The 15,398-nt window shown below is 56.1% G+C and carries 10 protein-coding genes and 1 other RNA gene; 6 read left to right on the top strand and 5 right to left on the bottom strand.

Annotated elements, in window-relative coordinates:
* Window positions 1-159: 159 nt before the first annotated feature.
* The 3 genes from BDE01S_RS02820 to BDE01S_RS02830 all read right to left on the bottom strand — a co-directional run bounded on the left by BDE01S_RS02820 (window position 160) and on the right by BDE01S_RS02830 (window position 6,189).
* Window positions 160-1,338: a phosphoglycerate kinase gene (locus BDE01S_RS02820; RefSeq protein WP_066077138.1), complete on the bottom strand. Its 1,179-nt coding sequence runs from the start codon at window positions 1,336-1,338 to the stop codon at window positions 160-162.
* A 326-nt stretch (window positions 1,339-1,664) separates the two neighbouring features.
* The gene (locus BDE01S_RS02825) at window positions 1,665-2,264 is read right to left on the bottom strand and encodes a Maf family protein (RefSeq protein WP_066077141.1); all 600 of its coding nucleotides are present in this window, start codon (window positions 2,262-2,264) and stop codon (window positions 1,665-1,667) included.
* A gap of 85 nt (window positions 2,265-2,349) precedes the next feature.
* Window positions 2,350-6,189 (bottom strand): DUF3683 domain-containing protein, encoded by a 3,840-nt coding sequence (locus tag BDE01S_RS02830; RefSeq protein ID WP_066077144.1) that lies wholly within the window; start codon window positions 6,187-6,189, stop codon window positions 2,350-2,352.
* A 13-nt stretch (window positions 6,190-6,202) separates the two neighbouring features.
* Here BDE01S_RS02830 and BDE01S_RS02835 point away from each other — a divergent pair, with 13 nt between their 5' ends.
* From BDE01S_RS02835 to tenA, 4 genes are all read left to right on the top strand, one after another.
* Window positions 6,203-6,475 (top strand): hypothetical protein, encoded by a 273-nt coding sequence (locus BDE01S_RS02835; protein ID WP_169798081.1) that lies wholly within the window; start codon window positions 6,203-6,205, stop codon window positions 6,473-6,475.
* A gap of 12 nt (window positions 6,476-6,487) precedes the next feature.
* Window positions 6,488-6,584, top strand: an RNA gene (gene ffs, locus BDE01S_RS02840) — signal recognition particle sRNA small type.
* Window positions 6,585-6,878: 294 nt separating this feature from the next.
* Window positions 6,879-8,570: a D-lactate dehydrogenase gene (gene dld, locus BDE01S_RS02845; protein ID WP_066077151.1), complete on the top strand. Its 1,692-nt coding sequence runs from the start codon at window positions 6,879-6,881 to the stop codon at window positions 8,568-8,570.
* Window positions 8,571-8,686: 116 nt separating this feature from the next.
* Window positions 8,687-9,340 (top strand): thiaminase II, encoded by a 654-nt coding sequence (gene tenA / locus BDE01S_RS02850; RefSeq protein ID WP_066077154.1) that lies wholly within the window; start codon window positions 8,687-8,689, stop codon window positions 9,338-9,340.
* A 175-nt stretch (window positions 9,341-9,515) separates the two neighbouring features.
* On the opposite strand, the gene BDE01S_RS02855 is transcribed toward tenA, so the two are convergent.
* On the bottom strand, window positions 9,516-10,505 hold the full coding sequence (locus BDE01S_RS02855; RefSeq protein WP_066077157.1) for a WaaS/CpsH family glycosyltransferase: 990 nt from the start codon (window positions 10,503-10,505) through the stop codon (window positions 9,516-9,518).
* Between the two features lie 316 nt (window positions 10,506-10,821).
* Complete coding sequence (locus BDE01S_RS02865; protein WP_066077163.1) at window positions 10,822-11,895, bottom strand: cytochrome-c peroxidase; 1,074 nt, start codon at window positions 11,893-11,895, stop codon at window positions 10,822-10,824.
* A gap of 75 nt (window positions 11,896-11,970) precedes the next feature.
* Between BDE01S_RS02865 and BDE01S_RS02870 the strand changes: the two genes are divergently transcribed.
* The gene (locus BDE01S_RS02870; RefSeq protein ID WP_066077167.1) at window positions 11,971-14,571 is read left to right on the top strand and encodes a TonB-dependent receptor; all 2,601 of its coding nucleotides are present in this window, start codon (window positions 11,971-11,973) and stop codon (window positions 14,569-14,571) included.
* Window positions 14,572-14,764: 193 nt separating this feature from the next.
* The gene (locus BDE01S_RS02875) at window positions 14,765-15,313 is read left to right on the top strand and encodes a carboxymuconolactone decarboxylase family protein (RefSeq protein ID WP_066077170.1); all 549 of its coding nucleotides are present in this window, start codon (window positions 14,765-14,767) and stop codon (window positions 15,311-15,313) included.
* Window positions 15,314-15,398 lie beyond the last annotated feature (85 nt).

The following is a 15,398-nucleotide window of genomic DNA, read 5'->3' on the forward strand; positions in this document are numbered from 1 at the left end:
AGTAATTTCTGTTACGGCGCCGGCTTGCCTTGTATCAGAATTTCATTTCGCCGACTATATCGTCGGGCTGTGGCTTATCGGGTCGTAAAAAAAGGCCGTCTGAATTTCAGACGGCCTTTTTGATTGGGCAAACACAGGTTTCGGTTTGCTGTCGGGCGCTTATGCGCCGCGTTTTTCCAAGATGGCAACCGCAGGCAGTTCTTTGCCTTCCAAGAATTCCAAGAATGCGCCGCCGCCGGTGGAGATGTAGCTGATTTTGTCGGTGACGCCGAATTTGGCAATCGCCGCCAGCGTGTCGCCGCCGCCTGCGATGGAGAAGGCTTGGCTTTCGGCGATGGCTTCGGCCAGGGCTTTGGTGCCGCCGGCAAATTGGTCAAACTCGAATACGCCTACCGGGCCGTTCCATACGATGGTACCGGCGTTTTTCAGGATTTCGGCCAAAGCGGCGGCGGATTGGCTGCCGATGTCCAAAATCATGTCGTCTGCGGCCACATCGTCTGCGGATTTGCTTTCGGCGGCGGCGTTTTCGGCAAATTCTTTGGCGGTCACGACATCGGTGGGCAGCGGTACGGAGCCGCCTTTGGCCGTCATTTTCGCCATGATTTTTTCAGACTCTGCCACCAAGTCGGTTTCGGCCAGCGATTTTCCGATGGGTTTGCCTTGCGCGAGCAGGAAGGTGTTGGCGATGCCGCCGCCGACAATCAACTGGTCCACTTTGTCGGCCAGCGATTCCAAAATGGTGAGTTTGGTGGACACTTTGCTGCCGGCGACGATGGCAACCATCGGGCGGGCCGGTTCTTTCAGGGCTTTGCCCAAGGCGTCGAGTTCGCCGGCCATCAATACGCCCGCGCAGGCCACGGGTGCGGCTTGCGCGACGGCTTCGGTTGAGGCTTGGGCGCGGTGGGCGGTGCCGAATGCGTCGTTGACGAATACGTCGCACAAGGCGGCATAGGCTTTGCCCAGCTCCAAATCGTTTTTCTTCTCGCCTTTGTTGATGCGCACGTTTTGCAGCATGACGACTTCGCCGGCGTTCAGCGCGGGTTTGTTTTCACGCCAGTCGGACAATACTTTGACTTCTTTGCCCAGCAATCCGCCCAGGTGCGCGGCGACGGGGGCAACGTCGTCTTCGGGGTGGAATTCGCCTTCGGTCGGGCGGCCGAGGTGGGTCATGACGATAACGGACGCGCCGTTGTCCAGGCAGTAGCGGATGGAAGCCAGCGATGCGCGGATGCGGGTGTCGTCGCTGATTTTGCCGTCTTTAAACGGTACGTTCATGTCGGCACGGATTAAGACGGTTTTGCCTTGTACGTTTTGTTCGGTCAGTTTCAAAAATGCCATGTCGGTTTCCTTTGTTGTGATGATTCGGGCTGCGGCGGTGCGCGGCGTTCTCCAGCCGAGATTATGCGCGAAGCGGCGGCGGGGGTAAAGCGGCGATGCCGGCGGGCTTGATTTATAGTCGGATAAATTAATTTCTGCTACGGCGTTGGCTCGCCCGGCTCAAAGAGGGGGCTTGACTAAGCTGCTAAAGCAGCAAGTCCGCCGACCTGTACTATGTGTACTGTCTGCGGCTTGCGGCCTTGTTTCATTATGCTTTTATTCGGCTATACATACGGTATGAGTTTGGGTAAAGGAACGCTTGAAAAGAAGAAACAGAATACTGTTTTTCAGACGGCTTCTGCGGCAAAAGGCGGGGTCGCCAAACCGAAGCTGCGGAGAAGTTCCAGCGTTTCATATACGGGCAAACCCATGACGCCGGTAAAGCTGCCCTGCAGGTGTTCGACAAAAGCGCCGCCTAGGCCTTGGATGCCGTATGCGCCGGCTTTGTCCATCGGTTCGCCGCTGTCGATATAGGCTTGGATTTCGGCGGGGTTCAGGGTTTTGAAGCGGACATCGCTTTGCTGCAATACGGCACGGGTTTCGCCTTGCCAATACACGCAGACGGCGGTGAGTACTTGGTGGGTGGTGCCGGAGAGCTGGGTCAGCATTTCGGCGGCGTGGGCGGGGCTTTCGGGTTTGCCGAGAATGCGGTTGCGGTAGGCGACGGTGGTGTCGGCGGTGATAATCGGGCATTCGGGTGTGCCGCTGTGGGCGGCGAGGGCGGCGGCGTTTTTCTCGCGCGCCATGCGTTGCACATAATCGGCGGCAGGTTCGCCGGGGCACGGGGTTTCGTCGATTTCGGCGGGTATGCGGATGAGGGCGTAGCCCAGGTTTTCTAAAATTTCGCGGCGGCGCGGGCTGCCGGAGGCGAGATAGAGGGTGTGCATATTGGATATCCGTGTGATGCGGGTGGCGGCTGCGTGAAAGCCGTCTGAAAACGCGGGCGGTTTTCAGACGGCCTTGGCTGCCGGTTTACAGGCGGACTTGCTCTACGCCGCCGGCGTTGGCTTTGGCGACGAATTCGTCCAGCCAGTTTTCGCCGAGGATGTGCTTGGCCATTTCGATGACGATGTAGTCGGCAGGCATATCGTTGTCGTCGGCGTAGCGGCTCAGGCCCTGTAAGCAGGCGGGGCAGGAGGTGAGCATTTTGACTTGCTCGCCGGGCTGCGCGTTCAGCTCTTGCAGGTTTTTCTCGATTTCTTCCTGTTTGCGGAATTTCACTTGGGTGGCGATGTCGGGTCGCTTGACGGCAAACATGCCGCTCTCGCCGCAGCAGCGGTCGCTCAAGATGACTTTCTGCCCCATGAGCTCGCTGGCCATTTGGGTGGCGTTCATGGTTTTAATCGGGCTGTGGCAGGGGTCGTGATAGAGGTATTGCCGGCCTTTCACGCCTTCGAGTTTCACGCCTTTTTCCAGTAAATATTCGTGGATGTCGATGATGCGGCAGCCGGGGAAGATTTCTTCAAAGCGGTATTTTTCGAGCTGGTCGTAGCAGGTGCCGCAGCTGACGACGACGGTTTTGATGTCGAGGTAGTTCAGTGTGTTGGCCATGCGGTGGAAGGAAACGCGGTTGTCGGTGGACATCTGTTCGGCTTTGGCTTTGTTGCCGCCGGCTTCTTGCGGATAGCCGCAGCACATATAGCCCGGCGGTAACACGGTTTGTACGCCGACGTGCCACAGCATGGCTTGGGTAGCGAGGCCGACTTGGCTGAACAGGCGCTCCGAACCGCAGCCGGGGAAGTAGAACACGGCTTCGCTGTCTTCCGGTGTTTGCGGGTTGCGGATAATCGGAATGCTTTTATCGTCTTCGATGCCTAAGAGCGAGCGCGGTGTTTTGGCGGGTACGCTTTTCGGCAGCGGGCGGTTGATGAAGTGGATGACCTGCTCTTTAATGGGGGCTTTGCCTACGGTTGCTTTCGGCTCGGCCTTTTGCTTTTTGGTGCCGACGGGCAGCAGTTTGCCGATTTTGTAGGCAAAGTTTTGCGCCGGAAAGCCGGTTTGAATCATGGCCGCACGCAAGGCTTTGATGGCTTTGGGGTTGGTGGCGTTGAGGAAGGCCATGCCGAGGTCGGCCGCGGGCGAGAAGCGTTTGTGGCCGCTGTCGTTCAAATAATTGCGGATGGCCACGGTTACATCGCCGAAGTCGATGTTGACCGGGCAGGGCTTCACGCAGCGGTGGCAGACGGTACAGTGGTCGCCCAAATCCATCAGCTCTTCAAAGTGTTTCAGGGATACGCCGCGGCGGGTTTGCTCTTCGTATAAGAACGCTTCGGTCAGCAAACCGACGCCGAGGATTTTGTTGCGCGGGCTGTAGAGCAGATTGGCACGAGGCACATGGGTGGAGCAGACGGGTTTGCATTTGCCGCAGCGCAGGCAGTCTTTCACCGATTCGGCGATGGTGCCCAAATCGGATTTTTCCATAATCAGCGATTCTGCGCCCAAAAGCTCGAACGAGGGTGTATAGGCGTTGCGCAGGTCGCTGCCTTTCATCAGTTTTTTGCGGTTGAAGCGGTTGTCGGGGTCGATGCGGGCTTTGTAGTCCCAGAAGGGTTGCATTTCTTCGTCGCTCAAAAATTCGAGCTTGGTGATGCCGATGCCGTGTTCGCCTGAAATGACGCCGCCCAAGCTGCGGGCGATTTTCATGATGCGGTCGACGGCTTGGTAGGCCGTCTGAAGCATTTCGTTGTCGTCGGAATTGACGGGGATGTTGGTGTGGACGTTGCCGTCGCCCGCGTGCATGTGCAGGGCGACGAAGACGCGGCCGCGCACGGTTTTGCTGTGGATTTTGCCCAGTGCGTCAATGATTTTGGTGTCGGTTTTGCCGCTGAAGATTTCCGCCAGCGGTTTCATCACGTCGGATTTGACGGATACGCGCAGACGGAAGTCGCGGAAGGCGGTAAAGCAGCTTTCGCTGTCTTGCGCTTCTTCGGCGGCAACCACGGCTTTGCCGTAGCGCGCCTTATATTCGGCCAGCGGCGCGTCCATATTGGCGAGCAGCCATTCCCAGCGTTCTTTGACGGCGGCAACGTGGGCGGTCGCGTGTTTGGCACGGTCGCCCAACAGTTCGCTGCTCGGCAAATCCGTGCCCATTTTGTCCACGGGCAGACGGCCTTGCAGGTATTCGAGCAGGGCGTTGCACAGGGCGAGTTTGTTTTTGATGGATAATTCGATGTTGATGCGTTCGATGCCGTCTGAATACTCGCCTAAACGTTCCAGCGGAATCACCACGTCTTCATTGATTTTGAAGGCGTTGGTGTGTTTGGCGATGGCGGCGGTGCGCGCGCGGTCGAGCCAGAAGGTTTTGCGCGCTTCGGGGGTAACGGCGATAAAGCCCTCGCCTTCGCGCTTGCGGGTCATTTCCACCATGTGTTCGGCGACTTGCTGCACGGCGGCTTCGTCGTCGGACACCACGTCGGCAATCAGCACCATTTTCGGACGGCCTTTGCCCGCCGCTTTGGTGGCGTAACCGACGGCGCGGACATAACGCCAGTCCAAATGCTCCAAACCGGCCAGTTTGACTGAATCGTGACCGAGCAGGTAGTCGCGGATTTCTACGATAGACGGTGTGGCGTTGGCAACCGTGCCGAAAAATTCCATACACACCGTGCGCGTGTGTGCGGGCATTTTGTGCAATACAAAGGCGCAGCTGGTGATGATGCCGTCGGTGCCTTCTTTCTGTACGCCGGGCAGGCCGCTCAGGAATTTGTCGGTTACGTCTTTACCCAAACCGACTTTGCGGAACTTGTGGCCGGGAATTTCCAAGCGTTCGGTTTTCATGATGGAGAGGCCGTCTGAAGACAGAGTATGAATATCGAAAACGGCGGTTTCTTCGTCGTGGATTTTGCCGAAATTATGGCGTACGCGCTCGATGCGCAGCCATTCGCCCTGCGGGTTGACCATCTGCCAGTAGGCCAGATTGTCGAGCGCCGTACCCCACAATACCGCTTTTTTACCGCCTGCATTCATCGCCACGTTGCCGCCCACGCAGGATGCGTCGGCAGAGGTGGGATCGACGGCAAACACCAAGCCGGCTTTATGCGCCGTTTCCTCCACGCGGCGGGTGACGACGCCCGCGCCGCAATGGATAATCGGATGCTTGCCTTCCAAACCGGGCAGGGCGACGTATTGCACGCCGTTGTGCAAATCTAATTTTTCGGTGTTGATGACGGCGCTGTTGGCTACCAAGGGCACGGCGCCGCCGGTATAGCCTGTGCCGCCGCCGCGCGGGATAATCGCCAAATCCAGCTCAATCAGGGCTTTGACCAATGGTGCGACTTCGCTTTCGCTGTCGGGATTGATGACGACGAACGGATATTCCACGCGCCAGTCGGTTGCGTCGGTCACGTGTGTGACCCGCGCCAAACCGTCGAACATGATGTTGTGCGGCTTGGTGATTTTGCTCAAACGCGCCAAAACCCGCTCGCGCTTGCGGCGTGTTTCTTCAAATCCGGCGTCGAAGCGGGTAACGGCGGCTTCTGCGGCTTCGACAAGCTCGGCTACTTGCGGGTTGTCGTCACGGCGGTTTTGGATTTCGCCCAGTCGGTGGCGCATTTCCTGAACCAGTGCTTCCCGGCGTTTGGGGTGCGCCAGTAAATCGTCGAGCAGATAGGGGTTGCGTTCGACCACCCACATGTCGCCCAACACTTCAAACAGCATACGCGCGGAACGGCCGGTACGCCTTTGGCTGCGCAAATCCTGCAGAATCGACCATGCTTTTGTGCCCAGGAGGCGGTGGACGATTTCGCGGTCGGTGTAGGAAGTGTAGTTGTAGGGAATCTCGCGGATACGCTGCGGGGCGGTGGTCGTGGTCATGGCGGGTGTGTCCGTGGAGGTTGTTTTGCAAATGTTTTTGATTTTGTTTTTTTCAGACGGCCTTTGGCCGTCTGAAAATATCTTGAATGCCGGTTTGCATTGTTTTTCAATGACAAGTGGCCTTTTATTTTATACTGAAATGAAGTTTCAGGGAATGCGTTTTGTTGACAATTTTGCCGGGAAAAAGGAAAAAGGCCGTCTGAAAAATCGGATTTTCAGACGGCATGGGCGGAACAGGCAGGCAGGTGCGGGGGCGTGTTTGAATTTTTTGGGAAAACGGTTATAATACGCTTTCTAAGGCGGGTCTCCCCGCATGGTTATTTGGAACAACGGGTCAGGGGCGGAAGCCAGCAGCCCACTCTGATGCGCCAGTGCCGGGGGTTTGGCTCGCCGCCTTATTTTGGGAAGCCTGTCTGCTTTGTGCGGACGGGCTTTTTTGCGTTTGTTTCCGGGGTTTGTTGATATTGTATTGAAATTCCTAAAAAAACGAATTGCGAAGCTAATGACGACAACAAAGATTTCTGTTTTTTAAAAATTCCACTATATTTCATCGCGCGGCAAATCTGTATGATCCGGCGGTAAGTATTTGGATTTTCAGACGGCTTTTGCGGTTTACTTGGCTGCAACAAGCTACTACAATCGGGCAGTGATATGAAAAAGTTTTATATTGTGATTAAAGAGGATAGGTTATGAACGCTTCGCAACTCATTCAAAAGCTTACTGAAACCGTCGGTGAAAAATTCATCATCACCGACCCTGCCAAAACCGAGCCGTACCGCCAAGGCTACCGTTTCGGCGAGGGGCGGGCGCTGGCGGTGGTGCGGCCGGGCACGCTCTTGGAAATGTGGAAAATTCTGCAGGCTTGCGTGGAGGCGGATGTGATTGTGATTACCCAGGCCGCCAATACGGGGCTGACCGGCGGTTCGACCCCCGACGGCAATGATTACGACCGCGATATTGTGATTGTGAACACCATGCGTATCGACATCATCCAGCCGATTAATAATAACGAACAAGTCGTGTGCCTGCCCGGCTCGACGCTGAACCAGCTGGAATTGCTGTTGAAACCGCTTGGCCGCGAGCCGCATTCGGTGATTGGTTCGTCGTGTATCGGCGCGTCGGTGCTCGGCGGTGTGTGCAACAATTCGGGTGGCGCATTGGTGCAGCGCGGGCCGGCTTATACCGAGATGGCGCTGTATGCCGAAATCGATGCCGAAGGCCGTCTGAATCTGGTCAACCATTTGGGCATTGATTTGGGTGAAGATCCGGAAGAGATTTTGACCAATCTGCAAGGCTGGCATTACCAGCGCAAAGACATCACCCAAGATGCGGGCAAGGGCCACGACCATGCTTATTGCGAGCATGTGCGCCAAGTCGATGAGCCGACCGCTGCGCGTTTCAATGCCGACCCGGCGCGCCATTACGAGGCTTCCGGCTGTGCGGGCAAGCTGATGGTGTTTGCCGTGCGCCTGGATACTTTCCCTCAGGAAAAGCAAACGGCGGTGTTTTATATCGGCACCAACGACATCAACGAGCTCACCGATATCCGCCGCGCGGCGCTGGCCGAATTTGAAACGCTGCCGGTTTCGGGCGAATACATCCACCGCGATGCGTTTGATATTGCCGATGTTTACGGAAAAGACACGTTTTATGTGATTAAGAAATTCGGTACGCACCAGCTGCCGAAGTTGTTTGACCTGAAAGCGCGTGCCGACCGCTTCAGCCGTAAAATCAGCTTTCTGCCCAAGCATTTTTCCGATAAGGCATTGCAGCTTTTGAGCAAAGTATTGCCCGACCACCTGCCGAAATCCATGCGTGCGTACCGCGACAAATACGAACACCACCTGATTTTGAAAATGGGCGGTAAAGGTGTGGACGAAGCGCGTGCGTTTTTGAAACAGTATTTCAACGGCAAGAGCGGCGCGTATTTCGAATGCAGCCCCGAAGAAACCCAAGCGGCTATGCTGCACCGTTTCGCCGTCGCTTCCGCCGCTATCCGCTACCGCGCCGTGCATGAAGAGGAAGTGGAAGACATCGTCGCCCTCGACATCGCCCTGCGCCGCGACGACCGCGATTGGTTTGAAAAGCTGCCGTCTGAAATCGACAGCAAAATCAGCCACAAGCTCTACTACGGCCATTTTATGTGCCATGTGTTCCACCAAGACTACATCGTGAAAAAAGGCCACAACTGCCTGGATTTGGAACACGAAATGTGGAAACTGCTCGACGATCGCGGCGCGCAATATCCGGCGGAGCACAACGTCGGCCATCTGTATCCGGCCAAGCCTGAGCTGAAGCAGTTTTACCGCAAGCTCGACCCGACCAACAGCTTCAACCCGGGTGTCGGCCAGACAACTAAGAAGAAAAACTGGGCGGAATAGGGTGTATCCGTGCCCGCAGGCCGTCTGAAAAACGGTCTGTTCCCCGTCTGTAAAGCCTCGCAGCCTTATCCGCAATCTGCCGGATAAGGCTGCCCGACCATTCAAAGGAGAATATGATGAGTTTGACCCAAACCCTGATTGAACAGGCCGAGCCGCATTGGGCGGAATATGTGCAACACCCGTTTGTGGAGCAGTTGGCGGCGGGTACATTGCCGGAAACCAGTTTCCGCCATTATCTGAAGCAGGATTATCTGTATCTGTTTCAATATACCCGCATGTTTGCGCTGGCGATGTACAAATCCGAAAACTTCGCTCAAATGGAAACCGCGCGCGGCATGGCCGAGGCCGTATTGTCGGAAATCGATTTACACATTGCCTATTGCCGCGAATGGGGCATCAGCGAAGCCGAGCTTTTTGCCACCGAAGAATCTGCCGCCTGCATTGCTTATACCCGCTATGTATTGGATTGCGGCATCAGCGGCACGCTGGCCGAGCTGTATGCCGCCGTCGCCCCCTGTATGCTGGGTTACGCCGAAATCGGCAAACGCATCGGCGCGCAGCCGCCCGTACCCGGCAATCCGTATCAGGCGTGGATAGACACTTATGCGGCGGAAGATTTCCAGCAGGTTGCTGTAGATTTCAGCGCGTTTTTCGATAGCCTTTGCCAAGATTTGACACCCGCGCAGCAGGCCAAAATCGCGCATATTTTCACCACCGCCACGCGCATGGAAGTCGCGTTTTGGGATATGGGACTGCATTGCCGGATGTGATATCGGGTATGGCTGATTTTCAGACGGCTTTTTCAATGCAATAGGGCTTCGACTGCACTCAGCCACCTGAAAGAATGACTTATCTATTCTTGTGAAATATTCGATAAAAAGCCGTCTGAAAAACAAAGCAATCCCCCAAAGTCATACTTTGGGGGATTGCTTATTGCAGACAAGCTCACTCCGGCAGCCCGATAGCCTGATAAGGCGGCAAGTCCAACACATAGCGTATCCAGTTGCCGAAGCTGTATTTGCCGCGTATGGCGGGATTTAGCTCGACATAAGGCAGTTGGGCAAACTCTGCCAGGCCGCTCAAATCCTGGCCGTCCCACACAAAAATATTGTTAGGGTGGTAAAAATCGTAGCGTTTGATGTTTTCATTGGTGGTGACCAGTTTTTTGCGGTAGCCCAGGGCTTCAAAGGCGCGGAACGACAGGCCTTCCTGCTTGGGCGTTTTGAAATCCACCAAAATCCGGCCGCTTTGCGCGGCGAGCAGGTTTTCCATAAAAGGCTTGAGGCCGCAATGGATGCGGATATTGTCGCGCGGGTAGAGCATCTGCAGCGGCGCTTGGTGCTGGCGGTTGGGCGCGCAGATGGTGAAATTCAGGCTCAGGCCGAGCTGCTCTGCCGTTTGGGCAAAGTGGTTGATGGCAGTTTCCCGGCCGGGTACGTGTGCGCCCATAAAGTAAAAATCGGCTGAGGGCGCTTGGGCTTGGACGGGCAGGTGGTCGAAATAAAAATTGCTGGCGGGCAAAAACCGATCCGAATGCTGCCGGTAATCTTGGGTGTCGTACACAAAAAAGCGATCGAAAAGCGGCACGGCTTTCCAGACATTGGGAAAGCGGCTTAACGCGTCCCACTGGTAAGCGGCCATTGTGCCTTTGATATACGGCTTGATTTTGTCGATTAATCCCATGCCGGCGAACACATCGCTGCGGATAAACAGCGCATAATCGTAGTATTCCGGCTCGGTCGGCTTTTCAGACGACATCAGGTGGACAATAAAGGGATTGGCATGGAGCTGGCGGCTGCTGACATTGGCAATCGCCGTCGTCACCTCAAAGCCGTGGTATTGCAGATTGCTTTTGATACACTCGAATAGGGCCACGTCGGTGGGCATAGCCAGCAGGATTTTGGGTTTGAGCGGTATGGAGGATGTTTGCTGCATTATTCGTTTGGGTTATATGTGTAGGGTTGCATATGCTGGTTACGTAAACCGATTAATTCCGGCATAGGGTTTGCGTACAGATGTTGGGGCAGGCTGTATCTTAGATATAGCGATGATTTTACCAGTTTAATCATTTCAAGGAATAGATAACATGGTTTTGTTTTATTGGGGTGGATATTGGTGAACATAAGCAGGATAAGCAATTTGATGTATATTGAATATTCTGATTGCGTTTCATTTTCCATTGTAACACTGTAATTAATTCAAAGCCGTCTGAAAACCGACTTGTTCCGGTTTTCAGACGGCTTTTGCGCGTTTACAGCACTTCTAAAAACGCCGTTAAATCCTGCCGCTCGCTAGGACTGAGCCCCAAGGGTTTGATTAAGGGGTCGAGACGGTTTTCATAGGCTTCGGGCGGGGCATTGGCGGGAATGCCGAACTGCATGCCGTTGTTGTAGATGGCGACGATGCCGCGCAGATTGACAAACAGGCCGTGGTGAAACCAGGGCTTGCTGCGGCTGAGATTACGCAGCGACGGGGTTTTGAATTTGCCCCAATCTTCTAGGCGGCCGCTGTGGGCATATTGCCCCAAATCCTGGGCGGGGCGGCCGGGCAGGGCTTGGTTGAGATTGTGCATCAGACCGTCGGTCATCATGGGGCCGGAGTGGCAGTTCAGGCAGCGGGCTTTGGTGCGGAAAAGGTGCAGGCCGCGCAGCTCGCTGTCGTTTAGGGCATCCGCTTCGCCGAGCAGAAAGCGGTCGAAGCGCGTGGGCTGCGGCCTCAGGGTACGCAGATAGGCGGCCAGCGCGTCGGCCACGCCCTGCAGGTCGATATCGCGGCCGAATGCCGTCTGAAAATAAGGCGCATAGCCGCTTTCGGCCAAACGGGGCACGACTTTGCTTAACGACAAATCCATTTCGACGGGGTCGCTGATGGGCATCAAGACCTGCTGCTCCAGCGTGCGGGCGCGTCCGTCCCAAAAGAAAAAGTGCTGCGGCTCGGAAAGATGCAGCAGGGAAATGCTGTTGCGCCGCCCGAGCCGCCCGCCCACGCCGGAAGACACTTTTTTCGGCTCGGCAAAGCCGTAGGCAGGCAGATGGCAGTGGCGGCAGGCGATGCTGTTGTCGGCAGAAAGGCGGGTTTCGTGAAACAGCATTTTACCCAGGCGGACTTTGGGGCTGTCGGCGGCCTGCGGCGTGCTTATCGGCGCCAGCTCCCGCCAGCGGACACCTTCGTCAATCACCGGGCGCGGCCAATATTGCGGCGCACGGCTGTAGGTGCGGCGCAGGCATTCGGTTTCTTCAAGCGGGCAGCGGCTGCTCAAGAGTGCACAGCCGCCCATCAGCAGCAGCGCGGCTACGGAGGCGCTGCGGGTGAGTAATTTAAACATAATAAAAACTATTATCATTACATAATAATTATTATATAATGAAAAACAACATTAAAAATAGTCAGGAGAGACAAGATGAATGTAAAAATAATGGTCGCCGCTTTGGCGGCAGCGGGGCTGCCCGTCGGCGCGGCTGCGGAAGCCGTGCAGCAGGCGGTGGTGTCGGATGTGGATGTGTACGGCGAGCGTCGGGCAGCGGGGACGCAGCATTTGGATGCGGCAGACATCCGCCGCCTGCCGACGCGCAACGGTACGATAAACGAATTACTGAAAAACAACGGCGCGGTGCAGTTTTCCGCCACTGCCAACCAATCGGCGCAGGCAGGGGAGATTACGCCGGAAGCGGTGAGCTTTCACGGCGAGCCGTATTACAACAATGCTTTTTTAATTGACGGCCTGTCGAACAACGACATTATGAACCCGGGTTTCAGCAATGGCGGCCACCGCAGCGTGGAAAGCAGCTTTGAAACCGCGCCGACCACGCTGTATATCGCGCCGGGCGCGCCGGAAGCGTTTCAGGTGGACGCGTCGCTGCTGAAAACGCTGAATGTGTACGACAGCAATGTGCCGGCCAAATACGGAAACTTTACCGGCGGGGTGGTGGATGCCAAGCTGGCCGAGCCGGATACGCAGAAAGCGGGCGGGCGCATCGGCTTTCGCACCACGCGCTCGTCGTGGACAAATTACCATTTGAGTGAAGACCAAAAAGAAGACGAATTTGAAGCGGCTTTGGCCGAAGAAGATGTGCAGCCGGATTTTACCAAGCAGATTTACCAAGCCCACCTTAACCTGCCTTTGGGGGAACGCAGCGCGGTATTACTCGGCTACAACCGCACGCAGTCGGTGATTCCCGAATACCACCGCTATCTGGGCAGCGGCGAGTGGAAAGACGAAAAGCGTTTGACGGAAACCTGGCTGTTCAAAGGCACGCACCGTTTTTCAGACGGCCATAAAGTCAATGCCACGCTGATGTATTCGCCGCACGAAAACACCTATTTCCGCACCAATACGCCCGACAGCCGCTACCAAAGCAGCGGCGGCGGCTGGCGCTTCGCGCTCGAATCGCAGCGCGTGGCCGATTGGGGCGATGTGGATACGACGCTGGCCTATACCCGCCAGCGCAACCGCATTGCCTACGACGGCGGCGCCGATTCCTATCAATGGCTGGGCAGTGCCTACGATACCGACAGCAGCCTGGGCTGGTGTACGCAAATGGGCAAAAACGGCTGCCAACGTGCCTATCAGGGCGGCTTCGGCACGCTGGAATCGGCAAACCATACCTGGACTTTGAAGCAGGATTACCGATTGAATCCGCGGCAAACCGGCAGCGTGACCCACCGCTTCGGCTTCGGCTTCAACGCCGATATCGCGCGGGCGCGCTCCGAGCGGCCTGAAGCATCGCGTTATATGTATGCCTATTACAATACGCGCGCCAACGGCTATCCGGCCAATATCACCAATGTCAGCCAAAATTGCCGCGACTGCATTGCCGGCGAGCAATACCAAACGCATATGACGTATTTCCCCGCGTTCCGCGCCAAAGCCAAAGCCGACAGCTATTCGGTGTATCTGAACGACGAGCTGACTTGGGGGCGGCTGCGGGCGAATGTGGGCGCAAACGCGGCATACAACAGCTTTTTGGGCAATTTCGACGTCGCCCCGCGTTTTTCTTTTGATTACGACACCTTGGGCAACGGCCGCTTCCGCCTAAACGGCGGCCTGAACCGCTATTACGCCGGCAGTATGCTGGCCTACGCGCTGCGGCAGGGCATCGCGCCCAACGAAGCCTATATCCGCGCCAACGACCCGCAGCGCGGCGAAGGCGAATGGCGTTTTTCCCGCTATATGAACAACTCGCAAAGCTGGTCGGTGGGCGGCCTGGATACGCCTTACAGCGATGAAGCGAACTTGGGCTTCGTCTACCGCTTCGGCAATCATGTGATGAACGCCAAATGGGTGCACCGCAAAAGCCGCGACCAATTCACACCGGCCACCGATGACGACGGTAATAAAATCGTCCGCAACGACGGCCGGGGCAACTCCAACCTCTACAAGCTGACTTTGGAAAACGCCAAGCCTTACCAAGCAGGCATTTGGCAGCTTTCCTACAAAGCCGGCGCACGCTACCACCGCTACCGCAAAAGCTACAACGGCACTTATGAAGAAGTGTTGACCCCCGATATCGCCAATATGGGCGCCAACCAAGCCTATTACCTGCGCGACGGCAAACGCTACGACACGCTGGCGGATATGCCGCCGCTGACCTTCAACAGCCCGTGGTCGGCCTATCTGGAGCTGCAAACCGATATTCCCAAATGGCATTTCAAGTGGACGCACGCGCTGAATTTTCAGACGGCCTATAAAAACTACGTCCGTTATCAAGTCAATCAATGCCAAGATTCCAGCCAGCCGCAGGCCTGCGGCGACTGGCAGGGGCGGGTATATGATTACCGCCTCAAAGACTACAAGCAGGCGTTGACGCTGGATTGGCGGTTTTTATGGGCCATTCCTGTCCGCAAAAACACGCTCGATATCAGCTTGGACGTGTTGAACGTATTGGATAAAAAAGTCAGCGCCGGCAGCAGCGCATCCAATGTCGGCGGCGCGGCGGGCAGCAATATCAGCGCCTACCAAATCGGGCGGCAATACTGGCTGGGGCTGGCCTACCGCTGGTAAGGGCGGATTTTCAGACGGCCTGATGGCCGGGCAGCGAGCGGAATTTGCTTTTTGTTGCACTGCGGGCTTGAAAACGCAACACAGCGCCTAAATATCGGAAAAGTCCGCCCGCGGCACCGCCCGGCGTTTCCCTTTCGCAGCGGCCTGATGCACGGCTGCCGCGCCCGTAAAATCATTTTGAAAGGTATCCAGTATGGCCCGTTTAACCGTACACACCGTCGAATCTGCTCCGGAAGCCGCCAAACCGCGCGTAGAAGCAGCGTTGAAAAACAACGGCTTTTTGCCCAACCTGATCGGCGTATTGGCCAACTCGCCCGAAGCTCTGGCGTTTTACCAAGAAGTCGGCAAGCTGAACGCCGCCACCAGCCTGACCGCGGGCGAAGTGGAAGTGGTGCAGATTATTGCCGCCAAAACCAACCAATGCGGTTTCTGCGTGGCCGGCCATACCAAACTGGCAACCCTGAAAAAACTGCTGTCCGAAGCCTCCATCAAAGCCGCCCGCGCTTTGGATGCCGGTGCATTTGACGATGCCAAACTGAGCGCGCTGGCCGCGTTCACTCAAGCCGTGATGGCCAACAAAGGCGCGGTATCCGATGCCGAGCTGCAAGCCTTCTTCGACGCCGGCTACAACCAGCAGCAAGCCGTGGAAGTGGTATTGGGCGTTGCTTTGGCAACCCTGTGCAACTACACCAATAACCTGGCGCAATCCGACATCAATCCTGAATTGCAGGCATTTGCTTAAACCGGTTGCTTTGGTATAGAGAAGTAAAAAGCCGTCTGAAAAATCGGATGTTTGATTTTTCAGACGGCTTTTTTGTTGGAAATGT

The sequence above is a fragment of the Bergeriella denitrificans NBRC 102155 genome (assembly GCF_001592185.1).
Taxonomy (GTDB): Bacteria; Pseudomonadota; Gammaproteobacteria; order Burkholderiales; family Neisseriaceae; genus Neisseria; species Neisseria denitrificans.